Annotated in this window: 22 protein-coding genes; 6 read left to right on the forward strand and 16 right to left on the reverse strand. The window is 65.4% G+C overall.

The features are described 5' to 3' along the window. Positions 1-44: 44 nt before the first annotated feature. Positions 45-1181 (reverse strand): hypothetical protein, encoded by a 1137-nt coding sequence (locus XH93_RS19135; RefSeq protein WP_194474744.1) that lies wholly within the window; start codon positions 1179-1181, stop codon positions 45-47. 198 nt (positions 1182-1379) lie between these two features. On the opposite strand from XH93_RS19135, the gene XH93_RS19140 reads away from it, so the two are divergent. Next, entirely contained in the window at positions 1380-2480 is a 1101-nt protein-coding gene (locus tag XH93_RS19140) for an ISAs1 family transposase (protein ID WP_194474745.1), read from the forward strand. Between the two features lie 142 nt (positions 2481-2622). Here the strand turns inward: XH93_RS19140 and XH93_RS19145 are convergent, their stop codons facing one another. The 5 genes from XH93_RS19145 to radA form a co-directional block, all read right to left on the reverse strand. After that, entirely contained in the window at positions 2623-3363 is a 741-nt protein-coding gene (locus XH93_RS19145) for an SDR family NAD(P)-dependent oxidoreductase (RefSeq protein ID WP_194474746.1), read from the reverse strand. 89 nt (positions 3364-3452) lie between these two features. After that, positions 3453-3593 (reverse strand): hypothetical protein, encoded by a 141-nt coding sequence (locus tag XH93_RS19150; protein ID WP_194474747.1) that lies wholly within the window; start codon positions 3591-3593, stop codon positions 3453-3455. A gap of 12 nt (positions 3594-3605) precedes the next feature. Next, complete coding sequence (gene purF, locus XH93_RS19155) at positions 3606-5156, reverse strand: amidophosphoribosyltransferase (protein WP_371815087.1); 1551 nt, start codon at positions 5154-5156, stop codon at positions 3606-3608. Between the two features lie 25 nt (positions 5157-5181). Then, positions 5182-5817: a CvpA family protein gene (locus XH93_RS19160; protein ID WP_139482999.1), complete on the reverse strand. Its 636-nt coding sequence runs from the start codon at positions 5815-5817 to the stop codon at positions 5182-5184. A gap of 171 nt (positions 5818-5988) precedes the next feature. Further along, positions 5989-7458, reverse strand: coding sequence for a DNA repair protein RadA (gene radA / locus XH93_RS19165; protein ID WP_194474748.1), 1470 nt, complete (start codon positions 7456-7458; stop codon positions 5989-5991). 159 nt (positions 7459-7617) lie between these two features. Here radA and XH93_RS19170 point away from each other — a divergent pair, with 159 nt between their 5' ends. Then, on the forward strand, positions 7618-9039 hold the full coding sequence (locus XH93_RS19170; RefSeq protein ID WP_194474749.1) for a DUF5107 domain-containing protein: 1422 nt from the start codon (positions 7618-7620) through the stop codon (positions 9037-9039). A 49-nt stretch (positions 9040-9088) separates the two neighbouring features. Here the strand turns inward: XH93_RS19170 and XH93_RS19175 are convergent, their stop codons facing one another. The 7 genes from XH93_RS19175 to XH93_RS42760 all read right to left on the reverse strand — a co-directional run bounded on the left by XH93_RS19175 (position 9089) and on the right by XH93_RS42760 (position 16344). Further along, a complete protein-coding gene (locus XH93_RS19175; RefSeq protein WP_194474750.1) occupies positions 9089-9703 on the reverse strand; it encodes a hypothetical protein in 615 nt (204 codons plus the stop codon). A 226-nt stretch (positions 9704-9929) separates the two neighbouring features. Then, complete coding sequence (locus tag XH93_RS19180; protein ID WP_194474751.1) at positions 9930-10217, reverse strand: hypothetical protein; 288 nt, start codon at positions 10215-10217, stop codon at positions 9930-9932. 360 nt (positions 10218-10577) lie between these two features. Then, a complete protein-coding gene (locus tag XH93_RS19185) occupies positions 10578-11303 on the reverse strand; it encodes a sulfite exporter TauE/SafE family protein (RefSeq protein WP_194474752.1) in 726 nt (241 codons plus the stop codon). A 952-nt stretch (positions 11304-12255) separates the two neighbouring features. Continuing rightward, entirely contained in the window at positions 12256-13026 is a 771-nt protein-coding gene (locus XH93_RS19190; protein ID WP_194474753.1) for an exodeoxyribonuclease III, read from the reverse strand. Between the two features lie 30 nt (positions 13027-13056). After that, complete coding sequence (gene alr / locus XH93_RS19195) at positions 13057-14379, reverse strand: alanine racemase (protein WP_194474754.1); 1323 nt, start codon at positions 14377-14379, stop codon at positions 13057-13059. Positions 14380-14427: 48 nt separating this feature from the next. Continuing rightward, positions 14428-15930, reverse strand: a complete 1503-nt coding sequence (locus XH93_RS19200; protein ID WP_194474755.1) for a replicative DNA helicase — start codon at positions 15928-15930, stop codon at positions 14428-14430. 291 nt (positions 15931-16221) lie between these two features. Beyond that, the gene (locus XH93_RS42760; protein WP_256436635.1) at positions 16222-16344 is read right to left on the reverse strand and encodes a hypothetical protein; all 123 of its coding nucleotides are present in this window, start codon (positions 16342-16344) and stop codon (positions 16222-16224) included. A gap of 133 nt (positions 16345-16477) precedes the next feature. On the opposite strand from XH93_RS42760, the gene XH93_RS19205 reads away from it, so the two are divergent. Then, positions 16478-16699, forward strand: coding sequence for a hypothetical protein (locus tag XH93_RS19205; protein WP_194474756.1), 222 nt, complete (start codon positions 16478-16480; stop codon positions 16697-16699). A 23-nt stretch (positions 16700-16722) separates the two neighbouring features. On the opposite strand, the gene XH93_RS19210 is transcribed toward XH93_RS19205, so the two are convergent. Next, positions 16723-17976: a cyclopropane-fatty-acyl-phospholipid synthase family protein gene (locus XH93_RS19210; RefSeq protein WP_194474757.1), complete on the reverse strand. Its 1254-nt coding sequence runs from the start codon at positions 17974-17976 to the stop codon at positions 16723-16725. Positions 17977-18235: 259 nt separating this feature from the next. Between XH93_RS19210 and XH93_RS19215 the strand changes: the two genes are divergently transcribed. The 3 genes from XH93_RS19215 (at position 18236) to XH93_RS19225 (ending at position 20398) form a co-directional block, all read left to right on the forward strand. Then, positions 18236-19249 carry a hypothetical protein gene (locus XH93_RS19215; RefSeq protein WP_194474758.1) on the forward strand — a complete coding sequence of 338 codons (1014 nt, stop codon included), beginning with the start codon at positions 18236-18238 and terminating at the stop codon, positions 19247-19249. A gap of 91 nt (positions 19250-19340) precedes the next feature. Further along, positions 19341-19940, forward strand: a complete 600-nt coding sequence (locus XH93_RS19220; protein ID WP_194474759.1) for a TetR/AcrR family transcriptional regulator — start codon at positions 19341-19343, stop codon at positions 19938-19940. Next, positions 19937-20398: a PaaI family thioesterase gene (locus XH93_RS19225; protein ID WP_194474760.1), complete on the forward strand. Its 462-nt coding sequence runs from the start codon at positions 19937-19939 to the stop codon at positions 20396-20398. Before XH93_RS19220 ends, XH93_RS19225 begins: the two co-directional genes overlap by 4 nt. Positions 20399-20436: 38 nt before the next feature. On the opposite strand, the gene rplI is transcribed toward XH93_RS19225, so the two are convergent. Together rplI and XH93_RS19235 are read right to left on the reverse strand one after the other, a co-directional pair. Then, positions 20437-21039: a 50S ribosomal protein L9 gene (gene rplI, locus XH93_RS19230; RefSeq protein WP_139482983.1), complete on the reverse strand. Its 603-nt coding sequence runs from the start codon at positions 21037-21039 to the stop codon at positions 20437-20439. Between the two features lie 52 nt (positions 21040-21091). Then, on the reverse strand, positions 21092-22060 hold the full coding sequence (locus tag XH93_RS19235; protein ID WP_194474761.1) for a hypothetical protein: 969 nt from the start codon (positions 22058-22060) through the stop codon (positions 21092-21094). Positions 22061-22177 lie beyond the last annotated feature (117 nt).

Here is a 22177-nt window from a genome sequence, read left to right on the forward strand (position 1 = left end):
CTAAAGCCGGATAAACTGCGTCGAAGCGTCATCCGGTGTGCCCGTTATTTGAGCGCGTCCGAGGTCAGCTTGAACTTCTGGATGCGCTTTCCGGTGTCGACCTCGGCGGTATACACGTTGCCCTTGTCGTCGACCGCGAGCGCGTGCACCCAGTGGAATTGCCCGGCGTTGCGGCCGTTGCGGCCGAAGCTGCCGACCACGGTGCCGTCGTCGCGCCTGATGATCCGGATCTCATTGTTCTCGCCGTCGGCGCTGAGCAAATAGGTCTGCTTCGGATCAGGCCACAGCGCGATGTCCCACACCGCGCCGTTGCCGAGCGTGTTCCTCTCGAAGAAGAACTCCTTGACGAAACTGCCGTCCTTTTTGAACACCTGGATGCGGTTGTTGATGCGGTCGCAGACATAGACCAGCCCGTCATTGGCGATCTTCACGCAATGCACGGGATTGGCGAATTGCTGCGAGACCTGTGCCTTCGGATCGTAGGGCGGCTGCGCGTCATCGTTCGGCTTGTTGCCATAGGCGCCCCAGTGTCGCTTGTAGGCGAGCGTGGTGGCGTCGAACACGATGACGCGGCGGTTGCCGTAGCCGTCGGCGATGTAGAGCTCGTTGGCCTCCTTGTCGAGCGCGGTCTCCGCCGGCTTGCCGAGCTGCGTGGTGTCGTTCGAGCCCTTGCTCGGCGCGATCGAGCCGATCTGCGCGACGAACTTGCCGTCGAGGGTGAATTTCAGGATCGCGTTGTCGTTGTCGGCATTGCCGCCGATCCAGACAAAGCCGCGCTCGTCGACCTCGATGCCGTGCTCGCGGCCGACCCATTGATAGCCTTCGCCCGGGCCGCCCCAGGCGCGCAGCAGATTGCCGTCGGCGTCGAACTCCAGCACCGGCGGCGCCGAGATGCAGCACTTCGAGCGCGGCGGATTGAGCGCGGCGCCTTTCTCGTCATCGGTCAGCGAGCGCGGCCGATGGATGATCCAGACATGGCCCTGCCAGTCCACCGTGATGCCGCCGACCTGGCCGAGGATCCAGTTGTTCGGCAGCGGCTTTGGCCAGGAGGCGTCGACGCTGAAGGCCGGAATCTCACCGGCCTGCGCGGCGGCATGCGGCGTGATCGGGGTGAGGAGAGCAAGAGCGGAGAAAATCAACCCGGACAGGGTGGAGCGCGCGCGATTGAACGTCGGCGTCATATTGCCTCCCGAAATTGTTCTTGGCGGTTGTCCCGCTTGGGAGCGCAGTCAATCGTGGGGCGGGAGGCGAGTCAATCTCTCGCGGGCACGTACTGACCTCCCCTTGAAAAGCAGGGGAATCGCATATGAGTAAAACGCGGCTTGCGGATCGCCGTTTGAGAGATTCTGTTGTGGCTTTCTCTTTGTGGAGAAGGCCCGATGCAGTCTTACATCTCGATATTGCGAGAAGTGCGCGATCCTCGCGACATCAATGCCCGTCACCCGATCGGAACTATACTTTTTCTGACTTTGGCGGCGACGCTGTGCGGAGCCAAGAGCAGCGCCGAAGTGGCCGACTTCGTGGAAGCTCGTGTGGAAGAGCTTTCCGCGATCGTCGATCTGCCGCATGGGGCACCGAGCCACGATACTTTCAGTCGCCTGCTCCGCCTGCTCGATCCGGACGAACTGGCGAAGGCGTTTACGGCCTTTATGACGGCGCTGCGGGCGGAGCTCGGGTTAGGGCCGGCACCGGGGGTTGTGGCAATCGACGGCAAAAGCCTGCGGCGCGGCTACGAGAAGGGGCGGGCCTACCTGCCGCCATTGATGGTGAGCATCTGGGACACCCAGACACGAGTGGCCATGGCCCAAGCGCGTGCGCCCGGCGGAAACGAGGTGGCCGCAACCCTGCAATTGCTGGGCAGCCTTGTCCTCAAGGGCTGCACCGTGACGGCGGATGCACTGCATTGCCACCCGGCGATGGCACAGGCGGTATTGGACGCCAAGGCCGATTATGCTCTCGGTCTCAAGGCCAACAACGGTCCGCTTTACGCGGAGGCCGGGCGCGCCTTCGCGAAGGCGGGCGAGGCCGTTCCTGCGCTGGCCACCGAGGAGAAGGCTCACGGCCGGATCGAGCGGCGCCGTGCGAGCGTGGTGCCAGCTCCGGCCGCAGCCCGCGCCTTGCTGCCTGGCCTCAAGGCGTTTGGTCGCATCGAAGCGGAACGCACGCTGGCCAGCGGCAAGCGCGAAACCGCCACGCGCTATATTGCGCTCTCGCGCAAGCTCCCGCCGGAAACACTGGCCCAAGTCGTGCGTGCACATTGGAGCATCGAGAACCAGTTGCATTGGATTCTCGACGTCGTATTCGACGAGGATGCCGCGCGCACCCGCAAGGATCATGGACCGGAAAACCTTGCTGTGATCCGCCGCCTTGCTCAGAACATCTTGCGAATGCATCCCTCCAAAGCATCCATCAGCAGCAAAATGCGCCGCGCCATGTGGAGCAAAGACTTCTTCTTCGAACTCTTTACTCATATGCGATAGCCCTGCCTTGAAAAGGGGGGGTCGCTTTGCTCGGCAGAGCAAAGCGGGTGGGGATCATCTCTCTCCACAAGCAGCGGTGCGCGCGGCTGACCCCCATCCCGACCTTCCCCCTTTCAGGGGGAAGGAGAAGAGCCGTAGCTCCTCACACCGGCGGCTGGAAATTCCGCAGCGTGCGGGCCTTGTAGTCGTAGAGCTTGCCGGTCTCGGTCCAGCCGGGCGCGCACATCGGCACGATGAATTCGGCGGCCATGTCGGGCGTATCCAGCGTCATCGGATCTTCGCCGGGAAACACCTGCGCGCGCATCCTTGTGCGGATCGGGCCGGGGCTGAACAGATTGACGCGCAGCGCCGTGTTGGCGGTTTCGTTGGCCCAGGAGCGCACCAGCGCCTCCAGCGCGGCCTTCGAGGCGGCGTAGGGGCCGAGATAGGCGTTGGCCTTGTGCGCCACGCCCGAGGTGACGAACACCGCGCGGCCGGCATCGGACTGCCGCAGCAGTGGGTCCATGCAGCGGATCAGCTGGAAGTTCGCGGTGACGTTGATCGCCATCACGTCGTTCCACGGCTTCAGCTCGATATGACCGAGCGGCGAGGAGGGGCCGGCGCTCCCGGCATTGCCGATAAGGATATCGAGCTTGCCGTGGCGCTCGTGCAGCGCAGCGCCGAGCCGCGCGATGCCCTCATAGTCGGTGAGCGAGAGCGGCACCAGCGTGGCGCTGCCGCCGTGCTTGCGGATCTCGTCGTCGAGCTCCTCCAGTCCGCCCTGCGTGCGCGCCACCGCCACCACATGCGCGCCGGCCTTTGCCAGCGCCACTGATGTCGCATAGCCGATGCCGCGCGAGGCGCCGGTGACGAGGGCGATACGTGAGGCGAGGGGTTTTGTCATGTCGGTCTGTCCGCGGGTTTGCGGCGGGTATTACAGACAGAAATGGCCGGGACAAGTCCGGCCTTGACGAATTCCTTGCCGTCGCGGCGTCAGCTGCCGCCCGGGTTCATGTTGTCGCTATTGGTTCCGTTGCCCGAGCCGTCGGGGGTGACCTTCATGCCCTGTCTGAAGGCGAACCAGATGAAGCCAACCAGCAGCACCCCGCAGAGAATGCCGAAGATTGGCTGCATGACATCGCTCCGTCAGCTCGCCTCCGCCAGCAGCGAGAGCTGGCGCGGGGCGGGCTCGACGTCGCTCTGGTCGGTGAGGTGGGTCGGGTAGGCGCCGGTAAAACAGTGGTCGGCGAATTTCGGGTTGGCGGGATCGCGGCCGGGATAGCCCATGGCGCGGTACATGCCGTCGATCGACAGGAAGGCGAGCGAGTCGGCGCCGATGATGTCGCGCATCTCCTCGACCGAATGGGTTGCGGCCAACAGGCCGCCGCGGTCGGGCAGGTCGATGCCGTAATAGTCGGGATAGAGGATCGGCGGCGAGGCGAGGCGGAAGTGCACCTCGCGGGCGCCGGCGTCGCGCATCATGCGCACGATCTTCTTCGAGGTGGTGCCGCGCACGAGGCTGTCGTCGATCAGGATGATGCGCTTGCCCTCGATCGCGGCGCGGTTGGCCGAATGCTTCATGCGTACGCCGAGCTCGCGCACGCTCTGGGTCGGCTGGATGAAGGTGCGGCCGACATAGTGATTGCGGATAATGCCGAGTTCGAACGGCACGCCGGAATACTGGCTGTAGCCGACCGCGGCGGGCACGCCGGAATCCGGCACCGGCACCACGACGTCGACCTCGGGATGGCTCTCGCGCGCGAGCTGGGCGCCAAACGCCTTGCGGACGTCGTAGACCGAGCGGCCGCCGACGATGGAGTCGGGCCGCGCGAAATAGATGTACTCGAAGATGCAGGGCCGCGCCGGCTTCGGCGGGAACGGCTTGTGGCTATGCGCGCCGGTCTCGTCGAACACGATGATTTCGCCGGGTTCGATGTCGCGGACGTACTTGGCGCCGATCATGTCGAGCGCGCAGGTCTCCGAGGTCAGGATCGGGCGGCCGTCGAGGTCGCCGAGCACCAAGGGGCGGATGCCGAGCGGATCGCGCGCGCCGACCAGCTTCTTGTTGGTCAGGGCCACCAGCGCATAGGCGCCCTCGATGGTGCGCAGCGCCTCGATGAAACGGTCGATGAAGCGCGACCGCTTGGACTGCGCGACCAGATGCAGGATCACCTCGGTGTCGGTGGTCGACTGCATCATCGCGCCGCCCTTGACCAGTTCGCGGCGCAGGGTCAGGCCGTTGGTGAGGTTGCCGTTGTGGCCGACCGCAAAGCCGCCGGCGCTGAGCTCGGCGAACAGCGGCTGCACGTTGCGCAGGATGGTGCCGCCGGTGGTGGAGTAGCGGACATGGCCGACCGCGGCATTGCCGGGCAGGCGGTCGATCACCTCGCGGCGGGAGAAGGCGTCGCCGACCAGGCCGAGGCGGCGTTCACTGTGGAAGCGGCTACCGTCGAAGGTGACGATGCCGGCGGCCTCCTGGCCGCGATGCTGCAGGGCGTGCAGGCCGAGCGCGGTGATCGCGGCGGCCTCGTTGTGGCCGAACACGCCGAACACGCCGCATTCCTCGCGCAGCGTGTCGCCGTCGATATCCGGGTGGTATCTGAGGTCGTTGTCGCGGAGATGGTGCTGCAGTTCGATCGGGCCGAGGTCGAGGTCCATCTGGTCGGCATGATCGGAAGGGCTTTGCATCTCGTTCATCGCCTCTCGTAAGGGCCCAAATAAGTCAGCGGCCCGCGGGTTTCTCGATCAGCTTTTTCAAGCCGTCACGCGCAGGTTTGCTATAGCCATCGCCCGACGCCGGTGTCGCCTGATCGTTGGTATCGGCGGCAGAATCGTCGTCCGGCTTATTCTTCTTGAACTTCTTTAAGATGGTGTTCTCGGGGTCGTCAGGCAAGAGCGACATCAGCCAATCCCCGGTTCCTTGCAATACCACCCGGGACTTGGCCCCGGTCACCCAGTCGGGCCGCTGCTTGTCCGGAACCAGCCAGGTGAAGAACATGAACGCCACGACCACGATCAGCAGGCCGCGGGCGAGGCCGAACAGGAAGCCGAGGGTGCGGTCGAGCGCGCCGATCCGCGAATCCAGGATCATGTCCGAGATCCGCACCGTCACGATCGAGACCACGATCAGCGTGCCGATGAACACGCCGGCGACCACCACCACGGCGGCGACCGTGTCGTTGTTGAAGTAGGTCTTGGCGGTGGGCAGCAGTTTCGAGAACGCATAGAGCGTGACCAGCGCCGCGGCGCCCCAGGCCGCAATCGACAGGATCTCGCGCATGAAGCCGCGAACCATCGCGAGCAGGCCCGAGATCAGCATCACCCCGAGCAGGATGAGATCGAGAATCGTTATCGGCATCGGCTGGTCAGGTCCGCTGGTACGTTTCGGTACGCTGTTCAGAACTCTCGCGAATCGGCGTGGCGCTGCCGTCCAAATTGAGGCGCATCGGGGACGTCCGGCAAGGCCGGAGCGCCACCTGTCCCGCGCGGCGGATGTATAGCTGTGGGGGGAGGGCGCGTCACGCCCGGTTTAGCCATTGTCCCGACGGAATCGGGCCGGTGTGGCATTTTTCTCAGCCGGATCAGCGTCGCGGGACGAGTCCCGGTTGCCGCGGTCGCCTCTTGGCGTACCGCGCGCCGCAATTTCGGCGACCAGCGTGGTCAGATTGCCGACGCTGTTGAGGACGAGCCCGGCATCGCCGCCCGGCTCGCCGCGGGCCGATTCGGGCAGAATGGCGCGGCCGAAGCCGAGCTTGTTGGCCTCCTTCAGCCGCACCGGGGTCTGCGCCACCGGGCGGACCGCGCCCGACAGCGAAATTTCGCCGAAATAGACCGCATCGGTCGGCAGCGGCGCATTCACCAGTGAGGACACCAGCGCCGCGGCGGCGGCGAGGTCGGCGGCCGGCTCCTGGATGCGCAGGCCGCCGGCGACGTTGAGATAGACGTCATGTCCGGACAATTTGACGCCGCAATGCGCCTCAAGCACCGCCAGCACCATCGACAGCCGGCTCGGGTCCCAGCCGACCACGGCGCGGCGCGGCGTGCCGAGCGAGGTTGGCGCCACCAGCGCCTGCAGCTCGACCAGCACCGGACGGGTGCCCTCGATGCCGGCGAACACGGCCGTACCCGGGCTGCCGAGGTCGCGCTCCGACAGGAACAGCTCGGACGGGTTGGTGACTTCGCGGAGGCCGAGCCCGGTCATCTCGAACACGCCGATCTCGTCGGTCGCGCCAAACCGGTTCTTCACCGAGCGCAGGATGCGGAACTGCTGCGAGCCTTCGCCTTCGAACGACAGCACCGCGTCGACCATGTGCTCGACCACGCGGGGCCCGGCGATCTGGCCGTCTTTTGTCACATGCCCGACCAGGATGATCGCGGCCCCGGTCTTCTTGGCAAAGCGAATCAGCGCCTGTGCTGAGGCGCGGACCTGGGTCACGGTGCCGGGCGCCGATTCCACGGTGTCGGTCCACATGGTCTGGATCGAATCGATCACGATCAGGCGGGGCACCGCGCCTTCCGACAGCGTCGAGACGATGTCCTCGACCGAGGTTTCCGAGGCCAGCTGCACCGGCGCATCGGCCAGCCCGAGCCGCTCGGCGCGCAGCCGCACCTGCGCCACCGCCTCTTCGCCTGAGATGTAGACCGCGCGATGCCTGGCGCGCGCCATCATGCTGGTGGCTTGCGTCAGCAGCGTCGATTTGCCGATGCCGGGATCGCCGCCGACCAAAAGCACCGAGCCGCGCACAAACCCGCCGCCGGTGACGCGGTCGAGCTCGGCCATGCCAGACGACAGCCGCGGCGCATCCTGGGTCTTGCCGGACAGCGACTCCAGCGCGAACGTCCGCCCCTTGCGCTTGCTGCGGATCGAGACCGGCACCGAACCCGTGGTGTCTTCCTCGGCCAGCGTGTTCCACTCGCCGCAGGCCTCGCACTTGCCCTGCCAGCGATTATACGCCGCGCCGCAATTCTGGCAGACAAAGGAGAGGGTCGATTTGGCCATCGAATGAGTTCAGCAATCCCGGCGAATCCGGCTCTTCCATAGCACGGAATGACGGCGGCAAGGCGCGCGTCCTCGGATGCATGTCCGCGGTGACATCGATAGGCTAGGATTTCTTCTGTGCAAGGGCGACGTCAAATGGCAATTCCTGCTGGCCCAGACATGCGTGTCCGTTTCGCGGTCGCCCTGATTGCAGCGGTCTGCGCACCTCACGCCGTCGTGCACGCGGCGTCGCCTGAGACCGAGCGCGTTTCCCTCACGGAATCGACGATCACCTGGAGCACGGTCAAATACGCGACCACGGCCGACGACGGCTTTGTCGACGGCTCGCTCGACAAGAGCGTCATCGTCGACCGCACGTTCCGCGCCCAGGTGCTCGAGAACCGCTATCTGAAGGTCACCCTGGTGCCCGAATTCGGCGGACGCATCCTGTCCATCATCTACAAGCCGACCGGTCACGAGCAGCTCTATCGCACCGAGGTTGGCGTGCCCTACGGCATGAAGGCCGGAAATTTCTATTACGACTGGCTGATGGTGTATGGCGGCATCTTCCCGACCTTTCCGGATCCCGAGCACGGCCGCACCTGGCTGAAGTCGTGGGATTTTCGGGTCGTGACGCAGACATCCTCCGAAGTGACGGTGGCGATGTCGATCCGGGACGATTTCGCCTATGCCGCGGCTCCGAAAAGATTCACCGGTGAGAGCGGGATCGCGGCGACGTATTATGTCACGCTGAAGGCCGATCGCGCCGCGCTCGATGCGCGCCTGGTGCTGCAGAACACGCAATCCAGAACGATCGAATATGAGTACTGGACCTGCACTACGCTGGCGCCGGGGTCCGATCCGGACCATCCGCGGACCACGGCCGGCGCCGAGATCATCGCGCCGGTTGCGGCCTATGTCACGCCGGCATGGTCGGCGAACATTGCCGCGGGCGATGTACCTGCGGGGGCAGGCGGCTACCGTTTCGAACGGCTGCGCTGGTTCAAGAACTGGCCGTCGATGGGCATCGCCTATGCCGCGCCCGACATGCAGGGCGGCAATTTCTGGGGTGTGATCAACCACGACAACGAGGAAGGGATTTTCCGCATCGCCGACAATCAGGTCACGCGCGGCTTGAAGATGTGGACATGGGGATTTCCCTCGTTCACCGACGCAGGCGATCCGCGCAGGGCCCCGACCGAAGCGCAGCCTTATGTCGAGTTGTGGGCCGGCGTCACCGACCAGTTCTTCCATCCCGCGCGCTTGCCGGCGTCGGGCGAGGTTTCCGTCGCGGAGACCTACAGCCCGACCGTCGGCATGAGCGACGTGACGCAGGCGAACGAGAACATCCTGATCAATCTTACGGCCGATCGGTCCGCCGTCAGGCTGCAGTTCTTCAGCATCGTACCGGAGGTGCCGCTTCTGGTGACGCTGAAACGGGGCGATGCGGTGTTGTTCAATGAGACCGTGATGTCGGACCCGAACAACGGAAACCGCATCATTGCGCCGCTTGCCTCGGCGGTCCGTGGCGAGCCGGTGCAGCTGACGATCCGGAGCGCGGACGGCAAGCCATTGATCGCGGCGGAGACGCAAGTCAAATGACTTCGTCGGCGACGCAGCTTCCATGTTTCGAGCCCTCGAAGGACGGCAATCAGCGGGAGAACACCCGTGTTCCGGCCGGCCATCGCGGCTTGTCGCTGACCGGGCTTGCGCCGATCTCCCATCCGACGCCGCCCCAGAGTACATCGACGGCCCCCAGCTCGCCCGCGAGATCGCGGACGTAAAACACGTTCGGCTTGGCGTTGATCTCCAGCGGGCCGCTATTGCCGTTGGGCTGCCGCGTCAACGCGCACCAGACGTCCGCCAATCTGCTCTCGTGGCTCGCACCCAGTCTGGCCAGGATCTCCTTGTCGCTCGAGGCCGTGCTCAGCACGTAGGTCTGCAACGATGCGCCGCCGATATCGTCCTCAACCTTGTTTGTGAAGCGTTGCGCGAAGGTCGCACCCAGCCAGGAGATCTTCACCGAAGCGCTCGAGGCGATGTCTTCCTTGAAATGTTCCCGCGCGATGAACTTTTCAGCGCGCGGGATCGCCGAGGTCGACGATGGATCGGCCGGTTCCTCAGCTTTCGGTTGCAGGGAACACGCAACGCGATTGGCGGCGACGGCCGAACCCGGTTGGCCCGGTTTCGTATCGTCTGCGGCGACGCTCAAGGCTGGTGCGGTGAGAAAGAAGGCCAATGACAGCGTGAGGCTTAACTGGCGCATCTTGTTGTTGTCCCTGAATCCGCTTGCGTTCGCGGAGACAAGGTAAACCGCATCTTGCAGATGTAAATTAAAGATCGGGTTTCTGGTTAAGGATAAAAAGTAAGTTCAACTACAGCGCGAATTAGAATCAAATGCGCTTCGGTGCGCGGGAACTCGTTGTTCGGGCGTTCGGCGCTTTCGAGCCGCCGTCGGACATGCTGTCTGGTTGCCGGCGCGGCCGAAGCGTCTAAACGCGGATGTCTCGCACGGACAGCAGCAGCGGCGAATCCTCGCGCGGCGCCAAATTCGTCGGCAGTGCCCGGCAGCATCTTGCCTGCGCGCGCAACGGATCGGTCCAGCTCCAGCGAACGCGCCAGGACGGATTGTTGGCGTAGGCCGGAATGCGCCAGACCCAGATCGTCTCGTAGACGCTGTCGCCGAACTGCGCGACATCGGGCTTTGCTGTCGGCCAGAAGGCCGCACCAGCAACAGCGAATGTCGCGATCGCCGCAATCGTCATCATCATCTTGCGCATCGCGCGCCTGCCTTTCCCGCCTGTCGCGGGTTCCGACAACCCGCTGGTCCCAATACTTCGACGTGCGATCCCGAATCCGGCAGGCCGACATCAGACGTTGAGATGCGCGCTCGATCGCGCACCTTGAGTCGCCTTTCTCTCGGGATTCGCATCCGGGTCGTCGATCAACCCTGTGATGCCTGCTAGAGCAAAGTTCTTGTCCGCAAACGATCGAGTGCATGTAATGAAGCTGTCATAAGCGCAGCGGCCGGATGCAGGCAATCCGGGGAACAACGGGAGATGAGTGCTGAGCACGCCTCTTTCGGGGTACACAACATTCGATGCGCAAAACCCCCGTAGAATTACGACATGCCTGTGTGCCTACGACGCCATTGCCGACCACAATAGCGCCACGCCCGCCGCCAGCATGATGCCGTCCATGATCAGGCGGAATGCTTCGGGCTTCAGATGCAGCACGAAGCGCTTTGCGATGAAGGCCCCCGCCATCAGCGAGGCGCCGGCGATCAGGCCTTTGAAGGCGACGTCCGCGGTCAGCGCGCCGAAACGCTCGAAGGTCACCGACTTGCTCAGATAGAGCCCGAGCGAGCTCGCCGCTTCGGTGGCGAGGAAGGCGCCCTTGGTCAGGCCGTAGAACAGGAACAGCGGTACGCTGAGCGGACCGGTCGAGGCCACGATCCCGGTGAGATAGCCGATCACGGCGCCGCCGATCATCATGTGCAACAGATTGGCCTTGAGCTGGTGCCGCGCCAGCCAGTGCCGCACCGGCACCATCGCGATCAGGAACACGCCGATCGCGATGTCGACGGCGTGGGAGGGCAGGGCAAGCAGCGTGCGCGCGCCGAGCGCAGCCGCAGGGATGCCGGTGACCGAGTAGGCCGCGCAGGCGCGCCGGTCGACATCGCGCCACCAGGCGAGGATGCGCGAGAAATTGGCCATCACCGCGGCGACCGCCATGATCGGCACCGCCTGCTTCGGTCCGAACTGATAGACCAGCACCGGCATCAGCATGATCGACGAGCCGGTGCCGACGACGCCGGCGATGGTGCCGGCGAACAGGCCGACGATCAGGACGAAGACATAGCCCAACGCGAGCTGCTCCCGGCTTGATTCCTTGGGATGGAGGAGTGTGGACCTCGTGGCGGACGCGTCAACCTGCCGCAACTCTGTAGGGTGGGCAGAACGCAGCGAAACCCATCATTTCGGGCCGCAGATCCGGCGATGGATTTCGCCGAGTTTATCATCGGTCCCGCGCAGCGCGGCTCCGTTGGCGCTACCCATCCCACGCTGCGCGTTGATTTGCCCCCACCTGTAGGTCAAGTCCTCACGGCAAAAATATTTCGCTTTTTCGGAAGGGCAAGTCAGATGTATGGTTCGTCCGTCTCACCCGATCGAGGGGCGCTGCGCATCGTCATAGCGTCGTGGTGAGATGCGGTGGACGTTTCGCATGTCAGTGACGACAGCATGCGAGGCGGACGGTGAAGTCGTGCAGGCCTGACGCCCTAGTGGCAGGTGTCCCTCGCAAGGCGCGTAGCGTCTTGTCGAGCGCGGTGACAAAAAAGCCCAGTCTCGCCGGGGAGAGCACGTATAAGCCGTAACCCATCGCGCAGGGAAAGCCGGGTTGTTTCCGGTTACACCTGTGGTCCTACCCCGGTGCTTTTTTGTTGCACCGGGCCCATGGGTGCAGTCGGCACCCGGCTTTCCCTGCGCCCTCTGTTCTCAGAGCGGCGAAACGAAATGCAAAGCTCGGACAATCCATGTCGCGAGAATGCGAAGCTATATCCCCACCCACACTGTCATCGCCCGGCCTCGACCGGGCGATCCAGTACGCCGGGACCTCTCGATTCAAGCACTGGCGTCTCTGGAATACTGGATCACCCGCTTTCGCGGGTGATGACACCGAGCTAGCTGTTTGACAGTTGAATCAGACGAACACCAACCCCGTCATCCTGAGGAGCGCGCTCTTGCGCGCGTCTCGAAGGATGAATCGGCCCAGCTGGTGGGCCGTCGATCCCTCGAGGCCGGCGCAACGGGTGCAGCATCACTTCAGCACCACCCAGGCCGGCGCGTGATCGCTTGCACCGTCTTCGCCGCGCATCGCGCGGTCAACGCCGGCTTTTGCAAGCCGCACCGCCACGGCGGGGCTGAGCAGCAGATGATCGAGCCGCAAACCGGCGTCGCGTGGCCAGCGGTTGCGCTTGTAGTCCCAGAAGGTGAACATCGGATCGTCCGGATGCAGCGCGCGGATCGCATCGCACCAGCCCTGATCGACCAGCGCCTTGAACGCGGCGCGGCTCTTCGGCTGGATCAGCGCGTCCTTGTCCCAGGAGCGCGTCGGGTAGATGTCGAACGGCGTCGGCGCGACATTGTAGTCGCCGGCGAGCACGACCGCGACATCTTGCTTCAACAGTTTCGCGGCATGGGCGCGCAGCCGCTTGAACCAGGCGAGCTTGTAGTCGAATTTCGGTCCGGGCTGTGGATTGCCGTTCGGCAAATAGAGGCTGGTGACGACGATGCCGCGCACCGCGGCCTCGATGTAACGCGCCTCATGGTCGTCGCGGTCGCCGGGCAGGGCGGTGCGGATCAGGACCGGCTCGGCGTTGCGGGCGAGGATAGCGACCCCGTTCCAGGTCTTCTGGCCCTGCCACACCGCGCCGTAGCCGGCTGTCTCGAAGGCGGCCGCGGGAAACTCGGCGTCGGAAGCCTTCAATTCCTGCAGGCTGACGACGTCGGGCTTCGCCGCCTTCAGCCAACGCAGCAGGTTGGGCAGCCGGCGGTTGACGTTGTTGATGTTGAAGGTCGCGATCTTCATGCCAACACACGATCGCGAAGGTGCATTGGCTCAGCTTGCTGCGCTGGACGGCAGTGGCGGCGGCGCGGCCGGTGTTGCCGGCATGGCGGGTGCTTCAGGCAAGGCTGGAGGGACCGCAGGCGCGGCGGCTGCCGCCGGCGGAGGCGCGACCGGCTCGGGCTTCGCCGGCTCGTCCTTCGCGGCGGCGGCTTCGCCGCCCTTGTAGATCCGCACGAAGCGGCGGCCGAGGCTGGTCAGCACCTCGTAACCGATGGTGCCGAAATGATGCGCCACCTCGTCGACGGTGATGCCTTCGCCGATCAGCGTCACCATCTGGCCGCGCCGCACCGCGCTCTTGTCGAGATCGGTGACGTCGACCGCGGTCAGGTCCATCGAGATGCGGCCTGCGATCGGGCAGCGCTTGCCGGCGACCACGACCTCGGCGCCGCGGGTGCCGTCATTGGCGCTGGCGGCGCGGAAATAGCCGTCGGCATATCCGGCGGCGACGATCGCAAGCCGGGTCGGCCGCCGCGCGGTCCAGGTGCCGCCATAGCCGACCGTCTCGCCACGGTCGATGTTGCGGATCTGCACGATGCGCGCCTTGAGGTCGACCACCTGCTGCATCGGGTTGCTGGCCTCCGGCGTCGGGTTGACGCCGTAGAGCGCAGCGCCCGGCCGCACGATCTCGAACTGGAACTGGGCGCCGAGGAAGACGCCGGAGGAATTGGCCAGCGACGCCGGCACGCCGGTGAACAGGCTCGCGATCTCGCGGAAGGCCGCCAGCTGTCTGGCATTGGCGGGATTGTTGAGCAGCTCGGCGGAGGCGAGGTGGCTCATCACCAGCGTGATGCCGTGGTCGCCGGCATTGATGCGCGGGATGATGCCCTGCGCCTCGCTGACGGTCAGGCCAAGCCGGTTCATGCCGGTATCGATGTGGATCGCGGCACCACCGGACCAGCCGGAGCGGCGGCAGAACACGTCCCATTCGGCGAGCTCGTTGAGGTCGCCGATCACCGGCTTGCAGTCGATCTTGGCGTAGGACTCGCCGGTCTGCTGGAAGAAGCCGCCGAGCGAATAGAGCGTCGCCTCCGGCACCGCCGCGCGCACCACGGCGGCCTCCTCGACGGTGGCCACGAAGAAGGTCTTGCAGCCGGCCCTGGCGAGCGCCCGCGAAACCTCGGCGGCGCCGCAGCCATAGGCGTTGGCCTTGACCACGGCGGCGCATTCGGCCGGTACCGCGGTCTTCTCCAGCTTGCGCCAGTTGGCGATGATGGCGTCGAGGTCGACGGTCAAGATGCCGGTGGCGCCCGGATACGCCGCCAGCAGATTGGCCTCGGGCGTCAGCTGCGATTTTACGTCGGTGTTGATAGCCATGCTGCAGTTGTACGCGGCGCGCTTGCGCCGTTCAACCGTGCCCCCTCATTAGTAACCGCGATCGGGAACCTGACCATCGGGCGCGAGATCGCCGAACCGGGTGACGCTCGCTTCGAAGTGCAGGTCGACGGTGCCGGTCGGGCCGTGGCGCTGCTTGCCGATGATGACTTCGGCCTTGCCGAGCGCCCGCTCCATTTCGGCCTGCCAGGTCGCGTGCTCGGGGGTGCCGGGCCGCGGCTCCTTGTTCTGGAGGTAGTATTCCTCGCGATACACGAACAGCACGACGTCGGCGTCCTGCTCGATCGAACCGGATTCGCGCAGGTCCGAGAGCTGCGGCCGCTTGTCGTCGCGGTTTTCGACCTGACGCGACAGCTGCGACAAAGCGATGATCGGAACGTTCAGCTCCTTGGCCAGCGCCTTCAAGTTGGTGGTGATCTCGGTGATTTCCTGCACGCGGTTGTCGGTGCCGCGCTTGCCCGAGCCCTGCAAGAGCTGGATGTAGTCGATCACGATCAGATCGAGGCCCTTCTGGCGCTTCAGCCGGCGGGCGCGCGCGGTGAGTTGCGAGATCGAGAGACCGCCGGTTTCGTCGACATAGAACGGCAGCGACTGCAGCTCGATCGAGCAGTCGCGGATCTTTTCGAAATCCAGTTCGGAGATACCGCCGCGGCGGATCGAGCTCGAGGGGATGCCGGTGCGTTCGGCGAGAATACGGGTGGCGAGCTGTTCGCCGCTCATTTCGCAGGAGAAGAAGCCGACCGCGCCGCCGTTGACCGCCTTGGTGGTGCCGTCCGCCTGCACCTCGGGCACATAGGCCTTGGCGATGTTGTAGGCGATGTTGGTGGCGAGCGAGGTTTTGCCCATGCCGGGACGGCCGGCGAGGATGATAAGGTCGGACGGCTGCAGGCCGCCCATCTTGGTGTCGAGGTCGCGCAGGCCGGTCGAGATGCCCGACAGCTTGCCGTCGCGCTGGAACGCCTTCGCGGCCATGTCGACCGCAATGGTCAGCGCCTGCGCGAAGCGCTGGAAGCCGCCGTCGTAGCGGCCGGTTTCGGCCAGCGAATAGAGTTGCCGCTCGGCGTCCTCGATCTGCGCGCGCGGCGCAAAATCCACCGGCGCGTCGAAGGCGACGTTGACGATGTCCTCGCCGATCCGGATCAGGTCGCGGCGCAGGCTGAGGTCGTAGACGGTACGTCCGTAATCCTGCGCGTTGATGATGGTGGTCGCTTCGGCGGCGAGCCGCGCGAGGTATTGGCCAACCGTCATGCCGCCGAGATCGGTATCGGCCGGCAGGAAGGTCTTCAATGTCACGGGGGTGGCGACCTTGCCCATCCGGATCAACGAGGCCGCGGTCTCATAAATCGTCTGGTGGATGGTCTCGAAGAAGTGCTTTGGCTCGAGGAAGTCGGAGACCCGGTAGAACGCGTCATTATTGACCAGGATCGCGCCCAGGAGGCTCTGCTCCGCTTCGATGTTGTGCGGTGCGCTCCGATAGGCCGGGTTTCCGGTGTCGGGGGCGAGCTTGTGGACGTTCGAATCAATCAAGGCCATGGACGAGCTTATTCTTCTGATTTCGTCGTTACTGCGATTTTCGGGTGCGGGGCGGCGATCAAGCGCCAGCTCGTCACGAATCGAAAGGACGGATCTGCCTTATGCACGATTCACACAACGCGGTGTGTGAATCCGGGACGGCCGGATGCATTCCGCTTGACGGGTTGTGTCCGAAATCCGGCGCGGTGTCGGCCGGTCAGCGATGGCGTTGGCAAAACTTCGACGCAGCCTGAACCTTTTGCAGGGCCGATGGACCCATCCAATGGTGCGGCGGTTGTTGGCGTTGGTTCCTCAGACCAGAATGAGGAAGGCAAGGGCGATGAGGGCAGCCACCACACCGGTTGCGATCAGGGCGTAGTCGGTCGCGATATCGCGTTGCGGGTCCAACATCGTCGGGTGCGTTTCTCGGGTCATTCCGGACCACTACGACAGACTGGAACGGAGCTCTGTGAAGCAGGTCACACGCGCCGCATTTTCTTTGCGGCATGGTCGCGGGAACGACCGGATGGTTTCCGGGTTATCTCCGCTCAGGGAAGATACGGCGCAGATGGCAGGAGAGTTTCAGACATCGCGATATCAGCTCGGCCGGGCCAGTGGCCTCGACCGGCGCTGGCTCGTGGACCTGATCGATGCCATGGAGCAGGCGGCCTCTCCCGAGGTCCGCGAGATTCCCTGCGATCCCTGGCTGGTCGCCGCTACGTCGGCCCATCTGGCGCGTCCTGCAGTCAGCTTCGCCCATTGCGGGTCGGCCTACAGCCTGCGCAACTAGCCAAGTTCAGATATCGATCGGGTTTACTCGCCGGCGAGCTGGAGCCGAGGCTTGGCGGCGTTGGCTTCCTTGCGCCGCAACCGGGCTTCCTCGCCGCCGATATAGTCGCGGGTGATCGGCACGATGCCCTGGCGCTTGGTGAGCTGCAGCTGGAAGTTCATCATGTTCTGCATCCGGAACGACATCTCCGACGCTGCCAGATAGAACTCCCACATCCGGGCGAAGGTCTCGTCGTAGAGCCGGACGGCCTCCTCGCGCCGGGCCATGAAGCGGTCGCGCCAGGCCTTCAGCGTCTCGGCATAGTGCAGCCGCAGGATCTCCATGTCGCAGACCAGGAGGCCGGCCTTCTCGATCGCCGGCATGACCTCGGACAGCGCCGGGATGTAGCCGCCGGGGAAGATGTACTTCCTGATCCAGGGGCTGGTGACGTCCGGGCCGGTCGAGCGGCCGATCGAATGCAGCATCATGACGCCATCGTCGCTGAGCAACTCGGCGCAGCGCTTGAAGAAGGTCTCGTAGAACGCCACCCCGACATGCTCGAACATCCCGACCGAGACGATGCGGTCGAACGGACCGGGGATGTCGCGGTAATCCTGCAACAGGAAGCGCGCCGACCGCGTCAGGTTCCGCTCGGCGGCGCGGGCGTTGGAAATCTGCAACTGCTCGGTCGACAGGGTCACACCGGTGACGTCGGCGCCGGTCATCTCGGCGAGGTAGAGCCCAAGTCCGCCCCAGCCGGAACCGATGTCGAGGACGCGATGGCCGGGCTTGATCAGCAGTTTTGCGGCGAGATGGCGCTTCTTGGCGAGCTGGGCATCGTCCAGGCTGGTATCCGGCGTCTCGAAATAGGCGCAGCTGTATTGCTTGTCGGCGTCGAGGAACAGCGAGTAGAGGCGACCGTCGAGATCGTAGTGGCGGGCGACGTTGCTCCTGGAACGGCCGCGCACGTTGAGTTGCTGGGCGCGGCGTCCAAGAAAGCGCAGCCATCCCTGCAATTTGGCGAAGTCCGGCAAGAACGGGCCCTGGCCCATCAGCACCGCGAGCACGTCGGCGATGCTGCCCTGTTCCACCACGAACGTTCCGTCCATGAAGGCTTCGCCGAGATAGAGCTCAGGATCAAGCAGGATGCGGGCTTCCGCCGCCCTGGTCGTGAAGCGCGCAGCAACCGGTATGCCGGTGCCGTCACCGCAAGTGAATTTCGCTCCGCTCGCGGTCGTGAACGTGATCGAACCGCGACGGATGAAGCGCCCAAGGAAGTATCGCAACAATCGGTCCATCGAAACACCAACGGAACGGCAAGCTGCACACCGACGCCACCGAAGCCGATAGCCTCAATGTGTCCCCAAAACGCAACATAATGAGGGAATTAGAATGCGCCATTGCGCTGTGGTCAAAGCCGATATTCCGAAATGTGACAATTCAGTGCATGCGTCCACGGACGCGCTTCCATTCGCGCCACAATCAGCTAAAAGGTCACCGCCGCAGCCGGGCTAGGACGCTGCCGGCGACCTTTCCGATATCTGGAGACGTAAGGGAATGTTGAGCCGAGCCCTCAGTCTGGCGACGGTGACGCTTCTGATTGGCCTGATGGGCGGATCGGCGCATGCACAAAACCTCGAAGCCGGCAAAAGCCCCTCCCAGATCTTCGCCGGCACCTGCGCGGTGTGCCACAAGAGCCCGCGCGGCCTCCTGAAGTCGGTGCCGGCCGGCTCGCTGCCGAGTTTCCTGCGCCAGCACTACACGACGTCGAGCGATATGGCCGGCGTGCTGGCGTCCTTCCTGATCTCGAACGGCGCCAATGACCCGCGCTACCAGGCTAAGGATCACCCGAAGGGAGCCAAGGGGGCGCGGGATGGCCGCCAGGAGGCGAACCAGTCGCCGGAGCAGCCGATGGAGCGTCCGAGCCGCCGGCAGCATCAGGGCGCTGGGCCGCAAGAAGCTGCAAGACCCGATGCCGATGGACTGACGCCGCAGCAGGGCGAGCATCCCGGTCGCCGCGGCAAGCGCATGGCGCGCCCGACCGAGGCGTCCCCTGAGGGTGCCAGCCCCGAGACGCCGGCCGCGGGCGAGGGCAGGCCGTCGCGCCAGAAGCTCGGGCGTCGTGGCAAGCCCAGCGAGGAGCCGAAGGCCGACGAGGGCGCCAAGAACGAGGGCGCCAAGAGCGAGGCGCCCAAGAACGACTCCAATAAGAACGAATCCAATAAGAACGAATCCAATAAGAGCGAATCCAGCAAGGACGATTCGAAGAGCCAGACCGCCAACACGTCCGCCAAGGGCGAGGACAAGCGCGAGGCCGAGAAGCCGGCGAAGCCCGCCGACCAGTCCGACAGCGCCAAAGTCGATGCGCCCAAGGAGAGCGTCGGCGGCGAGCCGGCCCCGCTGCGCTCCGATCCGGTTCCCCCGGTCACCCCGGCGCCCTCGGCCGCGCAGGCGCCTGAGCCGGCTGCGGCCTCGTCGCCACCGCCGGTCACTGCCACCGCGCCGCCCCCTCCGCCGCCCCCGGCGGTCACCGGGCCGGTCGGACCGCCGCAGCCCCCGACTTCGAGGTAACTCGCTAATGGCCAGCGATCTCAGCCGGCACCGACGCTTGACCGTCACTAGAGTAAAGCTCTAGAGTAGTAGTCTAGTCAGGAGGAGGCCAGTGACCACAGCGCGGGACGATCTGCTGGCAGCGGGGCTCGCGGTGTTCGACCGCGACGGCTTTGAGGGCGCGACGGTGGCCGAGATCCGCTCCCGCGCCCGCGCCTCCAACGGCAGCTTCTTCCACTTCTTCGCCTCGAAGAAGGAGCTCGCCGGCACCCTGTTCCTGGAAATCCTGCAGAGCTACCACGCCGCGATCATCACCTCCGTCGACGAGAGCTGCGGCGCGCGCGAGGGCGTGGCGCGGCTGATCCGCGCCCATCTCGATTGGGTCGTAACCTTCAGGCGCGAGGCGCGCTTTCTGTTCGAGATTTCGCGCAGCGAGTGGGGTGAGGAAGTGCGCGGCGAGCAGCGCGCCCAGAACTCGCGGCTTGCCGAGGGCATCGAGCGCTGGCGTGCGCCGCTGCTCGCCCGCGGCGAATTGCTGCCGATGAGCGCAGTCTTGTTCTTCAGCCAGATCATCGGGCCGGCGCAGATCTTCTGCCGCGCCTATCTGTCGGGCCGCGACCGCAGCGATCCGCGCGAGCAAATGGAGACGTTGATCGCCTGCGCGATCCGCGCGGTGGTGGCAGCGCAGGACCAGGCAGGAGGGACCTCATGAGCGAGACCGATCCGGACTTTGCGCCGATCGCGACACGGATCCGCGACAATGTCGGCCGCCAGGGGTTCATGGGCCATGTCGGCGCGGAATTGGCCGAGCTGTCGCGCGGCGCCTGCACGCTCGCGGTCGACCGGCGGCCCGAGCTGTTGCAGCAGCACGGCCTGTTTCACGGCGGGGTGACCGCGTTCCTGGTCGACAACGCCACCACGATTGCGGCGGCGACCTCGCGCGGCCAGCCGGCGCTGACCGCGGAATACAAGTTGAACCTGCTGTCGCCGGCGTCGGGCGACCGCCTGATCTGTCGGGCGCGCGTGATCAAGCCGGGACGCCAGGTCGCGGTGGTCGCGGCCGATGTGTTCTGCGTGATCGACGGCAAGGAGAAGCACACGGCGACCGCGCTGGCGTCGATCGCGATGCTCGACGACACGCAGGCGGCACGAATCAAAAGCCCGGCCTGATCGGCCGAGCTTGAATTCGTGGCGAGATGAAGAGGCGCTTACTTCTCTTCGGCGGCCGGGGCCGGCTCGGCCTCGTCGCCGTGCTGGGCTTCCGGATCGAAGAACTCGCCGGCGGCGGCGAGCGCCTCGGCGGCGGCGTCCTGGTCTTCCTGGCGGGTCGAGATGTCCTCGCCGCGCTTGATCCGCTCGGCCTCGTCGGCGGAGCGCGCCACCGTCACGGTGACGTTGGCCTCGACCTCGGGGTGCACCGCGATGGTGACCTTCTGCTGGCCGATCGCCTTGATCGGGGTGTCGAGCCAGACTTGCGGGCGCGAGACGGTGACGCCGTCGGCGGCCAGCGCAGCGACAATGTCGCGCACCGACACCGAGCCGAACAGCTGGCCGGATTCGGAGGCCTGGCGGATGATGACGATGTCGCGGCCGTCGATCTTCTCGGCGACCTTGGCGGCCTCACCCTTGGCCTTGATGTTGTTGGCCTCGAGCTCGGCCTTCATGCCGTCATACTTGGCGCGGTTGGCTTCGGTGGCGCGCAGCGCCTTGCCGCGCTTCAAGAGGAAATTGCGGGCGAACCCGTCACGGACGCGCACGACTTCGCCCATCTGGCCAAGCTTGGCGACACGTTCCAGCAGAATGACTTCCATTTTCGTCTCTCCTTTAGATGCTAAGTATCAAGTTTCACTGGTTGATCCGATGTCAGGACGCCGGCAGCGGCGGCGGCCTGGTTTGCAGGAAGCGCTGCCGCAGTCCGAACAGGGCGTCGGCGATGCCGAGCGCGACCATCGCGATGATCGGCCAGCCGAACGCGGCGACGACGGTGTAGGCGCCGGCCAGCAAGAAGCCGCGGCTCGCCATCGACAGCGTCAGCGTGTGCAGGACGGCGAAGCCGATCAGCGCGTAGGCGATCATCAGCGCGGTGGTGACGATCTGCGCCAGGATGGCGACGATGCCGCCCACGAAGCTGAGCGCGATCGCCACCAGCAGCGCGACCAGCGTCATCGGCGGCAGCACGGTCGCGCGCAGCTCCGGCCACGGCCGGTTGAGCCGGCCCGAGGTCAGCGTGACCTTGGCGGCGAGCCACAGGTTCAGCGTCAGCGTGACCATCGCGATGATGGTCGCCGCGATCGGTGCGACGATCACCAGCATGTCGGCGAACCGCTCGACATCGCCGATCGGCTGCGAGCTGGCACTGAGGACCTTGATCAGTCCGCGACGCAGCGCGGCGGTAATCGTCTCGGCATCGGCGCCGAGCGTCAGCAGCGCGCCGGTGGTGGTGATGAAGGCGAAGACCGCGATCCAGACCAGGATGCGACCAACCGGATACCATTCGATCGCCGGCGGCGCCTGCGCTGCGGGGTTGCCGGCAGGCATGGGGTCGACCGGCCGTCCGAGCAGCGCGAGATGGCCGAGCCACCAGCCGGGCAGGGCGACCATCACGGCGAAGGCGATCGAATAGGGAATCCCGAAAATCACGCCAAGGGTCGCGGACGCGGCGATGCCGCCGACGGCAGCGGCGAGCGGTCCCCAGCCGAGCGCGGTGACCATGAGCGGCAGCGGTGCGAGATAGAACAGCAGCAGCGAGACCAGCGCGCCCGAGATGATCGAGGCGAACATCAGCGCCGACGCGGCGCCGGCAGCAACTGCAATCATGAGCATCGCGATCATCAGCTGTCCCGCTCCTTTCGAGCGGTTAGAGGTGCCCTTGCGAGAACCCCAACCATCGGCGACCGGACGACCCGGAAGCCTTATGAAGTTAAGCGGCCGGCGGCGTGCGGCGCCGCC

This window comes from Bradyrhizobium sp. CCBAU 51753, from assembly GCF_015291565.1.
Classification (GTDB): Bacteria; Pseudomonadota; Alphaproteobacteria; order Rhizobiales; family Xanthobacteraceae; genus Bradyrhizobium; species Bradyrhizobium ivorense.